Genomic DNA, 13596 nt, shown 5'->3' on the forward strand with positions numbered 1-13596 from the left:
CAAAGACCCTGAGACATATTTGCCTCAGGGTCTTTTCCTTGTCTCCTTTTAAAATCGAACCGGGTTTACAGGATCAGGTGCTTCAATATATATAGCTTCATCGGTAAAAGGATGGATGAAGCTGATTTTTACCGCGTGAAGTGCTTGAAAAGGGTACCGTGTTGTTTTTCTTCCTCCATACAGCGTATCTCCTGCCAGTGGATGACCGATGGAAGATAAGTGAACTCGTATCTGGTGGGTTCTGCCAGTATCCAGCTCAAGCTGTAGCCAGGAGGTTTGCTGATTTTTATTGAATTGAATTTTTTTAAAATGAGTCACCGCTTTTTGCCCGCTTGGCGATATTCTTTTTCTGGAATTGTGATGACGGTCATTTCCGATTGGGCGATCAATCGTACCGCTGGGTTGCGACACATCTCCGTGCACATGCGCCCAGTAGATGCGTTTAATGGATCGCTGCTCTAATGCACGGTCGAGCAAGGGCTTGACAGCAGCATGCTTAGCAAAAACGATGGTGCCTGTTGTGTCCCGATCAAGCCGATGGATGGGCTGAGCATACCCGATTCTTCCTTTTTGCTGAAGGTAATGGACCACACCGTTTGCAAGGGTGCCTGAAGCGTCCGGCTGATTGGGGTGAGTATCCAGGTGGGGCGGTTTGTTGGCAATTAAAAGATGCTCGTCTTCATATAGTACAGAAAAATCGATGGGATCCGGCAGATAGCTGGGTTTCTCCTCTTCCTCCAATCGGATGGTCAAGAGATCTCCTTGGGATAAAACCATTTTCCATTCGGTTAATTGTCCATTTAAATCAATCGCTTTATTCATGCGCCATGCGTGTATTTGTTTTTTTCCGAAATTCCATTCGCTTCGAAGTGCTTCTTCAATGGTTTTTCCTGCTATTTGAGCGGGCACGGATATCGAGAATGAGGAATGATTCATGTATTTGGCTCCTTAATGTAAGATAAGTTCCTCTCCTGTTAGTAAAAAAGCCTCTTCGTCGGAAGAGAAGAGGCGGTGATGACCAGATTGATATAAATAGGTTTTATTCGTTTACAACATTTCGTTCAAAGAAATCCTCGTACTCACTTTCACTTGCGGCACCGACAATTCCGTCAACGGCCTGGCCGTCTTCAAAATGAACGAGTGTAGGGGTGGACTGGATGGAATATTTGTTAAATTGGTCTTTAAATTCTATTAAATTCATTTGTACCATATCCACGTCCATTTCCTCAGCTAGAGGAGCTAGCATCGGTGTGGTTTCCAGACAATACTGGCATTCCGGGCTGAAAAAGTAAACAGTCGTTGGCTCCCCGCTTGAAATTCTTTCATCAAGCTCGTCAGGCAGAATTTGATTTTCGTAATCAGGATTACCCAGCAAATCAATTGTAGACTGTTCCAGGTCCTCTTTTCCATATGGATTATCCTCGGTTTTAGAGGCATTTTGTATGTTGGTAATAATAAAAATTGAAGCAAAAATTACTATAATGATTGCTCCGAAGATGAGTACTTTTTTCATCAGGCTTTTTCCCCTTTCAACTGCTTTAAAATAAGTAAGCTAAAAATAAAAATGATGGCAAAGGCGGTTAACGCAAGAAATGGAATCGTAATAAATCCGAGCCAGTTAATATATTCTCCCGTACATGGCACCATTCCGCAGGCAGGAGCGCTGTCTGACAGAAAATCAAGCTTTTGTATGCCATAATGATAGATCGAAACAAGTCCGCCGATTCCTGATAAGCAGGCAGAGTAAAAGGCTGCTTTAGGATCCTTCCTGTATATTGCCGCAGCAAGCAGAATGACAATCGGGTACATAAAAATCCTTTGATACCAGCATAGTTCACACGGCTCGTACCCTCTTATTTCGGAAAAATAAAGAGACCCCATTGCAGCTACCAGAGAAGCAGCCCAGGCTGTAAAAAGGAAATTCTCTGTTTTTTTCTCCATTTTGATGCCTCTTTTCTTCTCAATCGTATTTAAATGTTGATTCATGAAGATTGTAAAAGGTAATGATGAATATGACAAGCTGATCTTACTAAAATGACGCAACTATTTTAAAAATTTGTCTATTCTTTGGCAGTTATTTAAAGTAACCAATTGTCATCATACTCAAAGTGCGGAAGTGTTTCAACCAGGTATTCTTACAAATAAAGATTAAATGCAAAACGATTCCAAAGTGCAATTGCACAAGCTATAATATGTAAGGGTAATAAAGCGTTTATGTTCCAGGCAAAAAGGGGATATGAAACGTTGTGAAGGAGTGGGAAGTATGTCTGAAAAATTAGATTTAACACAGTTTGAAAAAAAGATGATTATTCGAACAATGATTCATCCTGATATAGAAAAAATAATTGAAATGCAGCGCCTTTGTTTTCCGGGTATGGAGCCGTGGAAAATCGAACAGCTTGAGAGCCATCTCGATACATTTCCTGATGGGCAGCTTGTTGCCGAACTGGACGGAGAAATTATCGGTTCGTGCTCGAGTCTGATTATCAACTTTGACGAGTACGATGACCGCCATACATGGGATGATGTTACAGATGAAGGCTATATCACCAATCATAATCCTGATGGATATAATCTGTATGGAATAGAGGTGATGGTGCACCCTGAATACCGGCGCATGAAAGTAGGACACAGATTGTACGAAGCAAGACGCGAGCTGGCTCGAGAGTACAACCTGAAAAGTATCATCATTGGAGGACGCATCCCGAATTTTCATAAATATGCGGATGAAATGTCTCCAAGGGAATATGTTGATTCTGTACAGATGCACAAGGTATATGATCCAGTCCTGTCCTTTCAGCTTTTAAATGGATTTACCTTGATGAGGATCAACCCGAATTATCTGCCGGATGATAAGCAATCAAACAAATACGCTACGTTGATGGAATGGAACAATGTGGATTACCGTCCGAATTCCAAGCGTCACTTTAAAACGAGCCATCCTGTCCGGATTTGTGTCGTTCAGTACATGATGCGTCAAATTGATTCATTTACGGACTTTGCAAACCAAGTTGAATATTTTACGGATGTAGCTTCAGATGCTCATTCTGATTTTGTTGTCTTTCCGGAAATTTTTACTACACAGCTCATGTCCTTTTTAAATGAGAAATCTCCAAGTATGGCGGTTAGAAAACTGACCGATTATACGGAGGATTATATTGAACTCTTTACCGACCTCGCTGTTCGCTACAATGTAAATATAATCGGAGGTTCTCACTTTGTAAAAGAGGATGACGATGAAATCTACAATATTGCGTATTTATTCCGCAGAGACGGTACGATTGAAAAGCAGTACAAGCTTCATATTACACCGAATGAACGAAAATGGTGGGGAATCAGTGCCGGAGATCAGGTACGTGTGTTTGATACAGATTGCGGAAAAATCGCGATACAGATCTGTTATGATATTGAATTTCCGGAGCTCGCCCGCATCGCCACAGATAAAGGGGCGAAAATTATCTTTACCCCGTTCTGTACAGAAGACCGTCAAGGCTATCTGCGTGTGCGCTACTGCTCGCAGGCTAGAGCGGTTGAAAATCAAATCTATACCGTTATTTCAGGGACAGTCGGCAATCTTCCTGAAACAGAAAATATGGATATTCAATACGCACAATCCGGTATTTTTGCGCCATCTGATTTTGAATTTGCACGTGACGGAATTGTAGGTGAGACAGATCCAAACCTCGAAATGGTGATGATTGGGGATGTGGACCTTGAAATTCTCCGCCGTCAGCGGCAAAGCGGAACGGTTCGCCAGTTAAAGGACAGAAGGCATGATATTTACAATATAGAATACAAAAAATAGTCACTGGACGCTATAGAATTAACAATATGCATCACTCATTATGTGCCTGCCCCGCTTCTTTCTTGTTCAGAAGCTGGAGCAGGCTTTTGTTTTCTTATAGCAGGTTCAAATAGATAAAGAAAGTTTAGCGCGACAAGGTATATTTCATGTAAATACTGGGTATTGGTTTGTACAGTCTGCAAAACAGCATCCACTTATATCGCAGCAGTCTTCTTAGCTTTCTGCTTTTTATATTTTTTCTTGTGGCATGGGGTTCTGCGTCAATTCTTTACCTGGTTCATGATACAATTAAATCGAGGCGTGTCCTTAGTTAAAACTGGAGGAGGTATACTATGAGCTATCAACAATCATATGAAAAATGGTTTTCATTTGATCAGCTGGACGAAGAGGTTTTTTCTGAACTGGAGCAACTGAAGGATAATGAAAAAGGAAAAGAAGACGCATTTTATAAAAACCTGGAATTCGGTACTGGAGGCATGCGCGGAGAGATTGGTGCAGGAACAAACCGGATGAATCTTTATACCGTCCGAAAGGCAGCGGAAGGCTTGGCCCGCTATATCGAGAAGAAAGGGCCTGAAGCAGTAAAAAGAGGGGTTGTCCTGGCTTATGACTGCAGAAGAAAATCTCCGGAGTTTTCTCTTGAAATTGCCCGCACTCTTGCTTCACATGGTATTCAGACCTATGTGTTTGAGTCGCTGCGCTCAACTCCACAGCTGTCCTTTGCTGTGAGATCATTACATACATACATGGGAGGCATGATCACAGCGAGCCACAATCCTCCTGAATACAATGGATTTAAGGTTTACGGTGAAGATGGCGCCCAGCTTAATTTAGCAGATGCAGACGCTGTTATTGAAGAAATTAATGCGATTGATAATGAGCTTGATATTCAAGTAAAATCCATCGATGAATTGAAGGAATCAGGCTTAATCGAAATGATTTCATCTTCTGTGGATGATTCTTATGTGGAACATCTTATTACCGTTTCTGAAAAACCTCAATTAGCAAAGGAATCCGATTTAAAAGTTGTGTTTTCTCCTCTGCATGGAGCATCAAATGAAATGGTTCAGCGCGGTTTAAAAGCGCTTGGTTATAAAAATATTCATATTGTTAAAGAGCAGGAAGAGCCGGATTCAGAGTTTCCGACTGTCGCTTCTCCTAATCCGGAAGAGCCTGGGGCCTTTGAATATGCAATCAGAGATGGAAAAGAAATAGGTGCAGACCTTTTAATTACTGCAGATCCTGATGGAGACCGCTTAGGTTTAGCCGTAAAAGGGCCGGATGATGAATATATACTATTGACAGGAAATCAAACTGGCGCACTTTTGCTTAATTACCTGCTTGGCCGAAAAAGTGAAAAAGGAAATCTTCCTCATAATGGAAGAGTATTTAAGACAATTGTTACCTCTGAAATTGGACGAAAAATTGCAGAACATTACGGTGCAACCACAGAAGATGTTCTGACAGGCTTTAAGTTCATTGGAGAAAAAATAAAAATGTATGAAAAAACCGGGGAGCATACTTTCTTATTCGGATATGAAGAAAGCTATGGCTATCTGGTCAAAGACTTTGCCCGCGATAAGGATGCAGTCCAGGCAGCTCTTTTAGCAGTAGAAGCTGCAGCCTTTCATAAACAGCAGGGACATACTCTGTATGAGGTTTTGTTATCGTTATTTGAAACGCACGGCTATTACAAAGAAGGTCTTGAATCGCTGACTCTTAAAGGAAAAGAAGGAGCAGATAAAATTCAGTCGATCCTGACCGGTTTCCGTGAGCATCCGATCAGGGAAATTGCCGGACTTGCTGTTCATTCCCAGGAAGATTACGGCACTCAAAAACGACTGATTACTGCTAAAGGCAAAGAAGAGGACATTTCACTGCCAGCTTCAAATGTATTAAAGTACTTTTTAGAGGATGGCTCGTGGGTTTGCATCCGGCCGAGTGGCACGGAGCCGAAAGTAAAATTTTATTTCAGTGTAATCGGATCAAGTCTTGAAGACAGTGAAAATAAGTTGTCCCAAATAAAAGAAGCATTTATGGATAAAGTTCACTCGATGGTATAAAACATCTTAAAGTATAATTTTAGGCAGCCTTTGTTAATAGGGGCTGTCTTTCGTTTTTTATAAAAGGGAGGATGCTGTATAAAGCAATTACCATTAGTTACATAAATGAAGGAATAGAAGCTAAAATTAAAGACAGCCCTCCACTCATTTACAAGTGAATTTTAGTGTTTACCTGTACTAAAACGAACTTTTTCAATGGGTGGCGGCTTTTTTTATAAAACGCTGACAACAGGTGACCTGAATTTTGAAGCACAAAATTCAGCGTAGCGAAATAACTCTGTGTAATGATAGGCAGTGGTTTCCTGTGGTTGAGGATAGTGGATCCCTTTTAACAACAGTTTAATTTTTCTGGATAGCAGATCATCCTTTGTGCGTACCATTAAGATCAGCATGTCATCCCAAGAGTGGCGGTACAAATAAAGCAAGGTACGGTCATAGTCATTGTTCATGTCTACTGTCCATCCTCCTTTCAGAGAAGTTACCATTAGTATGTGCTGAAAAGGAGTAATTTGTTCTGAAAAAAACAAGTGAATATATGGAGTGACTGGACGGTGTTTACTTGTTTGAAATATAAACAAGCCAGATTTTCAAGCTATTGCAGCTTATAAAGTTTCTTTTACCACATAATTATTCAATGAAAAGAGAATCAAAAAACCAACAATCATGAACTTTTACTTCCAACATATATTTTAAGGAGGGAAGGGACGTGATGACTGTGAGTGACAAAGACCTCATAAGAGCAATCGATGAAATAACTGAAGTCGCAAAAGGATTTGGACTTGATTTTTTTCCAATGAGATATGAAATTTGCCCTGCATCTATTTTGTATACGTTTGGTGCTTACGGAATGCCTATCCGTTTTTCCCATTGGAGCTTTGGAAAGCAATATCATAAGATGAAGCTGCAATATGATCTTGGACTGAGTAAAATTTACGAATTAGTGATAAATTCTAATCCCTGCTATGCATTTTTGTTGGATACCAATTCGTTAATCCAAAACAAACTGATAGTAGCCCATGTTTTAGCGCACTGTGACTTTTTTAAAAATAATGTGCGGTTCAGTCAAACGAAACGGGATATGGTGAACAGTATGACCGCCACTGCCGAAAGAATTAGAGCATATGAAATGGAAGTAGGCAAGCATGAGGTGGAAGAATTTCTTGACGCTGTGCTGGCCATTGAAGAACATGTAGATCCTTCTTTTTCTAAGGCTTCTTTTGACTGGAAGGTTGATGAGTGGGAGGTTGAAGAAAGGGATTCAAAAAAATCTCCGTATGATGATCTGTGGAATATGGAGTCACCGCCTAAACCAATTAACCGATCCAGAGTAAGGAGAAAAAGGTTCCCCCCTTCACCTGAAAAGGATCTGATGCTTTTTATTCAGCAATACAGTCGAGAGCTGGAAGAATGGCAGCGCGATATTATGACGATGATCCGTGAAGAAATGCTTTATTTCTGGCCGCAGCTTGAAACTAAAATCATGAATGAAGGCTGGGCATCCTACTGGCATCAGAAAATTATGAGAGAGCTCGATTTAACAAGCGGGGAATCCATTGAATTTGCAAAGCTGAATGCAAATGTAGTGCAGCCGTCAAAAACGCAGATTAATCCCTACTATCTCGGGTTAAAATTATTTGAGCATATAGAGGACCGGTGGAATAACCCGGATGAAGAAGCCATCCGTAATGGCGTCAAACCGAATAGCGGCAGAGAAAAGATTTTTGAAGTTAGAGAAATCGAATCCGATCAATCTTTTATCCGCAATTATTTAACAAAGGAATTTGTTGAGCAGGAGGATATGTTTCTGTTCCAGCGGGCCGGCAGAGATTACAGAATAGTTGGGAAAGAATGGGAAGGAGTCCGGGACGAGCTGATTTCTTCAAGGGTAAACGGTGGATTTCCATACATTGTAGTAGAAGATGGTGATTACCTTAAAAATGGAGAACTGTACTTAATGCATATGTACGAGGGAACAGAGCTTGATATTGATTATCTTGAGAGAGTGATGCCGCATATTCATCGCTTGTGGGGAAAAACCGTGCATTTGGAAACGCTGGTAGACGGCAAAAGCATTTGTTTTGTGCACAACGGAAGAACGATGCAGCGCAAACATTTGTCCTAACTCGAGTCTAAGCTTGAAAACCGATAAGGACCTGAAAGAAAAAATTCTTTCTTTTGGGTTCTCTGTTGTTTATAAAATGTAACTTTTCCTGATTCAATGCCGTCTTAATAAATGATACTGGCCAAAGCATAAAGAAAGGAGTACATAGCTGAGGTGAAGCAAAAAATTGAATACGGCAGGGTGATTTAATGGACTGGTGGGCGATTGTCGTCGCAGTTATATTAGGAATTGTAGAAGGACTGACAGAATTTGCACCTGTTTCTTCTACAGGCCACATGATTATTGTGGATGATTTATGGTTAAAATCAAAAGAATTATTTAATCCGGATGTGGCAAATACATTTAAAATTGTTGTTCAGCTAGGCTCCATCTTAGCTGTGGTAGTGGTTTTTAAAGAAAGACTGATTAATCTTGTAAACGTCAATAAACAGCCAAAAGCTGGTGCCCCTGTGCTGAAATGGCAGTTGGTAGCAGCAGGATTGATTCCTGCAGTGATACTGGGCTTTTTATTTGAAGATTTTATTGATGAGCATCTATTTTCAATTGAAACGGTCTTGATCGGATTAATTGGCGGTTCATTTTTAATGATTGCTGCGGACATTCTTCATAAAAAGGGAAGCCGAGTGACTCATACAGTTGATCAGATCACGTACAGACAGGCATTATTAATGGGTCTGTTTCAATGTATTGCGCTGTGGCCCGGTTTTTCAAGGTCAGGTTCCACTATTTCAGGCGGGGTCATTCTCGGCCTCAGTCACCGCGCTTCGGCAGATTTTACTTTTATTATGGCTGTTCCTATTATGCTCGGAGCAAGCGGCTTGTCTTTAGTTAAAAACTGGTCGTATCTTTCAGTCGATGCGCTGCCATTTTTTATAGCAGGCTTTATAAGCGCCTTTTTATTTGCTCTTTTATCTATACGCTTTTTCCTTGCGATGATCAGCCGGATTAAACTAATCCCCTTTGCGATTTACAGGCTGGTGTTAAGTGGGATATTAATTTATATTGTGTATTTTTAAGGTGTCTTTAAGTATGTATTGTGATCCATGACTGTAATAATTATGGGTGTTAAAACATTGAAAATTTGAAGTGAGCGGAGCGTAAAGCGGCGAATCGAGCAGTAGATAAAGGGGATTGAGCCTTTCCTGGGACTTGTCCTTAAAGGCTTAACGCCCGCGACTGCGGAAAGGATCCGTCTGAAGCTCAGAGAACCGTTCAAAGGGGCTTGGACAATTTAGTCCAAGCCCCTTGTTCATTATAAACTCCAAAACACCAGTCGTTATAGTTTATGCTTTTTTCTTTTTTTACTGTACCACAAGATGAAAAGAACTGCTGACACCCCTAGGACTGTGTACGCAATCGTTGAGTAGACGTCCATGAAACCCAAAATTTCTTCCCACGAGTCGCCCAATTGAGCTCCGACCACGACTAAAATGGTATTCCAAATGATGGTGCCGAGTGTTGTGAAGATTAAAAATAAAACAAACGGCATATTGGACATACCTGCTGGAATTGAAATCAGACTCCTGATAAGAGGAACCATTCTGCAAAAGAAAACAGTCCATACGCCATAACGGTCAAACCATGCATCTGCTCTGTGCAAATCTTCTTTTTTTACTCTTAAGATGTTTCCATAGCGTTCAATGATTTTTTCCAGCCGTTCCACATCAACCAGAAGTCCTATCCCATAAAGTATGACAGCTCCCGCGACCGATCCTGCTGTGGAGGCTATGATAACCCCCGTAACGGTTAGATCAGTAGTGGTAGTCATAAATCCGCCAAAAGGGAGGATCACTTCTGAAGGAATTGGAGGAAAAAGATTTTCAAGTGCAATCATGAGAAAAATACCAAAATATCCGTACTGCTCCATAAACGACATAATCCATTCCTGCATATATTCACTCTCCAACTCTCACTTGTTAACGACCGTTTGTACCCAATTTGTGTAATCTTAAATATTGTATCATTTTAATTTTATGGTTTCACCGTTTATATTTATTATAGAATGTAATTGGTTAGAACAAAGACAAATACGTAAGAGAGGCGGGGTTGTATGTCTTACATACAGCATTTAAGAAAAAAAATAGGACATGACGCGGTAAATTTAGTGGGAGTGGCCGTTCTTGTTTTTAATGATACAGGGAATATCTTATTACAGAAAAGAACAGGCGGGATATGGGGGCTCCCGGGAGGATTTATTGAACTTGGTGAATCAACAGAGGATGCAGCAAGAAGAGAAGTAAAAGAAGAAACCGGCATTGCAATCGGCAGGGTTCATTTAATTGGAGTTTTATCGGGTAAAGAGTATTATGTGAAATTACCAAATGAGGATGAGTTTTACGCGGTCACCGTTGTGTACTATTCAAGAGAGATTCTTAGCGGAGAGCTGAAAGCAGATGGAGTGGAAGGCGAAGAGGTGGAATTCTTTCCGCCAAATGAATTACCTGAAGGCATAAGCCCCCGTGTAAAAGCCATGCTGCAATCTTCTGCTGAAGAATTAAAAGCCATGCAGTCTGAACATGAAAAAAAGGAAAAAGAATGATCATTCTTCTTCCTTTTATGTGCATTAGACGTCCGGTTCAATATGGACGTGAACCTGAGTGTGCGGACGGTTATTTTGAAGAGCATGTTCAATCTCTTCTGAAATATCGTGACTTTCGACGACGTTTAATTCAGGGTCTACTTTAATTGTCAGGTCAATAAACGTCACATTGCCGTGTGAGCGTGCTTTAAAATCCTCAATTTTCCGCACCCCTGGGATCTCTCTGACACTGGATTTGATTTCTTTCACTTCATCCGTATCAAACCCGTCTGTAAGGGTGTGAATAGCATCTTTGAAAATGCCCAATGCGGTTTTAAGGATGATGATGCCCACCAGAAAAGCGGCTAATGGATCAAGCCAGGTCAGTCCTGCAAAGCTGCCGATAATCCCAATGGCTGCTCCCAGACTGACAAGTGCATCCGACCGGTTATCCTGGGCTGCAGCAAAAAGGGATGAGCTTTTGATGCTTTTTGATAATTTGAGGTTATAGCGGTAGATACCGTACATAAATACAGCACTGCCAATCGCCACCCATGCTGCAAGCAGACTTGGAGGATGATCCTGCCCTCCCTTAAGGATGATCGAGCCTGCCTGAGTAAGGACTTGAAATGCAACGGCTGTCATAATAAATGCTGCAGCAAATGAAGCGATGGACTCAGCACGCATATGTCCATAATGGTGGTCCTGATCAGGCGGTTTTCTTGAGACACGGAGGCCAACCAATACAGCTACTGATGCAATGACATCAGTGGTGTTATTCAGCCCATCTGCTTTTAACGCTTCTGAGCCTGTTTGAATACCAATAACTAATTTTATGACTGCAAGAATAAGGTAAGCAGCAATGCTGATCATTGCGCCTCGCTCACCGCGTTTTAAATTTTCGTATAAATCCATATGTGTGCCTCCACGTACTTTTCTCACATGCTTATATTATTTCCCTTAGAATAGATTATCAGACGTGACCAATTTGGGTCTAGAGCAACGTTGTAGGTAGTCCCCATGCTTATTGTGAGGAGGGAAATAAGTTGGAGAAAGGCAAAGAAAATCAGAATAATCAGTAAAAGGTTCCAGGATAGATTGAGAAATCACCTGACGCCTGTTTCAGCCAGCCTAAGCAGTGAAGAAGGGGGCGATTCCAAGCAGGAGGTGCCGGTTGCTTGAGACTTTACAGGGCATCATTCTGGCAAGGCTCAGCGTGGCCCCTGCGGAAAGCGTCCACTTAAAATCGCAGTAAACCGGTAAAAAGCCTGGAACATTTTTGTCCCAGGCTCTATTTCCGTGTGCAGAGTTGACTTTTATCACTTAATTTTATAGACTCTGGCTTCATAGGGTTTTAAAACGACCGTTGAGATTTCGTGATGCTCTTCAATAGGCAGATTGTTAAGGATAATATTTTCGCTTGATAAGCTGAGATCGCTGTGATCCATGATCGCATCTTTTTTTGACAAGTTCGTTAAAACAACGACTTGTTCTTTATTAAGAGTACGGGTATAACCGAAAATTTGATGGTGGTCAGGAAGGATTAATTCATATGTTCCATAAGTAAAGATTTCATGATCTTTCTTTAATTTGATCATTCGTTTGTAGAAAGAAAGAACAGAATTCTCGTCCTGCAATTGATCTTCAACATTAATTTCTTTAAAGTTTGGGTTGATCTTCATCCAGGGTGAAGCAGTAGTGAATCCGGCATTCGCTTCCTGCGACCACTGCATAGGTGTCCGGCTGTTGTCACGGGAGGACGCCCAGAGAATTCTCATAATATCGCCGTGCGGAAGTCCTTCCTCAGAGCGAATCCGATACAGATTCTTTGCTGAAACATCATCATAATCCTCAATGGATTCAAACTGAACATTCGTCATGCCGATTTCCTGTCCCTGATAGATAAATGGTGTACCCTGCATTAAAAAATACATAGCAGCCATGGAAGTTGCACTTTCATACCAGTAATCATGGTCATCACCCCATGTGGAAACAACACGCGGTTTATCATGGTTTTCAATAAACAAGGCATTCCAGCCATTGTTCTCCAATCCTTCCTGCCAGCGCGAAAGAACTTTTTTCAGTTCCACAATATCCAGCTCTAAATTGGTTTCTGCATCCCAAAGACCAAGATGCTCGAATTGAAAGATCATGTCCATCTTGCCGTTTTCCTCACCAACCCATAAATCTGCTTCGTCAATTGAAACACCGTTGGCTTCTCCAACCGTCATGACGTCACGGGACCCGGAGCCGTAAGTTTCATTTTTAAACTCTTCAAGAAATGGCTGGATGCCCTCCTGATTCATATGCATATCAAATGAAGACACATACTTTTTCTTTAGCGGATTAGGCATATCCGGGAAGCCGGGACGCTTTTTGATATGACTAACCGCGTCAATTCTGAAGCCGTCAATACCTTTATCAAGCCACCAGTTAACCGCATCATAGACGGCTTGTCTTGCCTCTGGATTTTCCCAATTTATATCTGGCTGCTTTGTAGAAAATACATGAAGATAATATTGGTCCGTTTTTTCATCATACTGCCATGCTGAGCCGCCGAAAATACTTTCCCAGTTGTTTGGCTCTGCAACGGTTTTTCCCTGGTTATTGCGTTTACCTTCACGCCAGATGTACCAGTCCCTTTTCGGATCGTCCACACTTGAACGGGATTCAATAAACCATTGATGCTCGTCACTTGTGTGATTAGGAACAAAATCAATAATTAATTTCATGCCGCGTTTGTGAACTTCTTCAAGAAGCTGATCGAAGTCAGCCATAGTGCCAAAGTCGTCCATAATAGCTTTATAATCAGAAATATCATATCCATTATCATCATTAGGTGATTTATACATTGGACAAATCCAGATTACGTCTATACCAAGATCTTTCACATAATCAAGGCGCTGGATAATTCCCTGTAAATCACCTATACCGTCACCGTTTGAATCCTGAAAACTTCTTGGATAAATTTGATAGCCAACGGCTTCTTTCCACCAGATTTTTTTCATATTGATGCACCCCCATAATTATGCAATCGTTTGCACTTCTTTAACTAAAAAAACGGATCTTACATCCGTGTGTATATCTA

Annotated in this window: 12 protein-coding genes; 5 read left to right on the forward strand and 7 right to left on the reverse strand. The window is 41.2% G+C overall.

Annotated elements, in window-relative coordinates:
• Positions 1-48 precede the first annotated feature (48 nt).
• From ACQCT8_RS11640 to ACQCT8_RS11650, 3 genes are all read right to left on the reverse strand, one after another.
• Positions 49-936 carry an RluA family pseudouridine synthase gene (locus tag ACQCT8_RS11640; protein WP_426871268.1) on the reverse strand — a complete coding sequence of 296 codons (888 nt, stop codon included), beginning with the start codon at positions 934-936 and terminating at the stop codon, positions 49-51.
• 103 nt (positions 937-1039) lie between these two features.
• Positions 1040-1513 (reverse strand): thioredoxin family protein, encoded by a 474-nt coding sequence (locus tag ACQCT8_RS11645; protein ID WP_426871270.1) that lies wholly within the window; start codon positions 1511-1513, stop codon positions 1040-1042.
• Complete coding sequence (locus tag ACQCT8_RS11650) at positions 1513-1941, reverse strand: disulfide oxidoreductase (protein WP_426871272.1); 429 nt, start codon at positions 1939-1941, stop codon at positions 1513-1515. The genes ACQCT8_RS11645 and ACQCT8_RS11650 overlap by 1 nt, the downstream gene beginning before the upstream one ends.
• Positions 1942-2263: 322 nt before the next feature.
• On the opposite strand from ACQCT8_RS11650, the gene ACQCT8_RS11655 reads away from it, so the two are divergent.
• Positions 2264-3805: a GNAT family N-acetyltransferase gene (locus tag ACQCT8_RS11655; RefSeq protein ID WP_426871274.1), complete on the forward strand. Its 1542-nt coding sequence runs from the start codon at positions 2264-2266 to the stop codon at positions 3803-3805.
• A 332-nt stretch (positions 3806-4137) separates the two neighbouring features.
• A complete protein-coding gene (locus ACQCT8_RS11660; RefSeq protein WP_426871276.1) occupies positions 4138-5868 on the forward strand; it encodes a phospho-sugar mutase in 1731 nt (576 codons plus the stop codon).
• 212 nt (positions 5869-6080) lie between these two features.
• On the opposite strand, the gene ACQCT8_RS11665 is transcribed toward ACQCT8_RS11660, so the two are convergent.
• Positions 6081-6317, reverse strand: a complete 237-nt coding sequence (locus ACQCT8_RS11665) for a YhdB family protein (protein ID WP_278242062.1) — start codon at positions 6315-6317, stop codon at positions 6081-6083.
• 257 nt (positions 6318-6574) lie between these two features.
• On the opposite strand from ACQCT8_RS11665, the gene ACQCT8_RS11670 reads away from it, so the two are divergent.
• Positions 6575-7990: a SpoVR family protein gene (locus ACQCT8_RS11670; protein WP_426871279.1), complete on the forward strand. Its 1416-nt coding sequence runs from the start codon at positions 6575-6577 to the stop codon at positions 7988-7990.
• A 188-nt stretch (positions 7991-8178) separates the two neighbouring features.
• Positions 8179-9006 (forward strand): undecaprenyl-diphosphate phosphatase, encoded by an 828-nt coding sequence (locus ACQCT8_RS11675; protein WP_426871281.1) that lies wholly within the window; start codon positions 8179-8181, stop codon positions 9004-9006.
• Between the two features lie 260 nt (positions 9007-9266).
• Here ACQCT8_RS11675 and ACQCT8_RS11680 read toward each other — a convergent pair whose 3' ends face one another.
• On the reverse strand, positions 9267-9881 hold the full coding sequence (locus ACQCT8_RS11680; protein WP_426871283.1) for a DedA family protein: 615 nt from the start codon (positions 9879-9881) through the stop codon (positions 9267-9269).
• A 159-nt stretch (positions 9882-10040) separates the two neighbouring features.
• On the opposite strand from ACQCT8_RS11680, the gene ACQCT8_RS11685 reads away from it, so the two are divergent.
• Positions 10041-10529, forward strand: coding sequence for an NUDIX hydrolase (locus ACQCT8_RS11685; protein ID WP_426871285.1), 489 nt, complete (start codon positions 10041-10043; stop codon positions 10527-10529).
• Positions 10530-10553: 24 nt separating this feature from the next.
• Here the strand turns inward: ACQCT8_RS11685 and ACQCT8_RS11690 are convergent, their stop codons facing one another.
• Together ACQCT8_RS11690 and ACQCT8_RS11695 are read right to left on the reverse strand one after the other, a co-directional pair.
• Positions 10554-11423, reverse strand: a complete 870-nt coding sequence (locus ACQCT8_RS11690) for a cation diffusion facilitator family transporter (protein WP_426871287.1) — start codon at positions 11421-11423, stop codon at positions 10554-10556.
• A 404-nt stretch (positions 11424-11827) separates the two neighbouring features.
• Positions 11828-13516 carry a glycoside hydrolase family 13 protein gene (locus tag ACQCT8_RS11695; RefSeq protein WP_426871289.1) on the reverse strand — a complete coding sequence of 563 codons (1689 nt, stop codon included), beginning with the start codon at positions 13514-13516 and terminating at the stop codon, positions 11828-11830.
• Positions 13517-13596: the final 80 nt, after the last annotated feature.

This window comes from Jeotgalibacillus proteolyticus, assembly GCF_050107735.1.
Taxonomy (GTDB): domain Bacteria; phylum Bacillota; class Bacilli; order Bacillales; family Jeotgalibacillaceae; genus Jeotgalibacillus; species Jeotgalibacillus proteolyticus_A.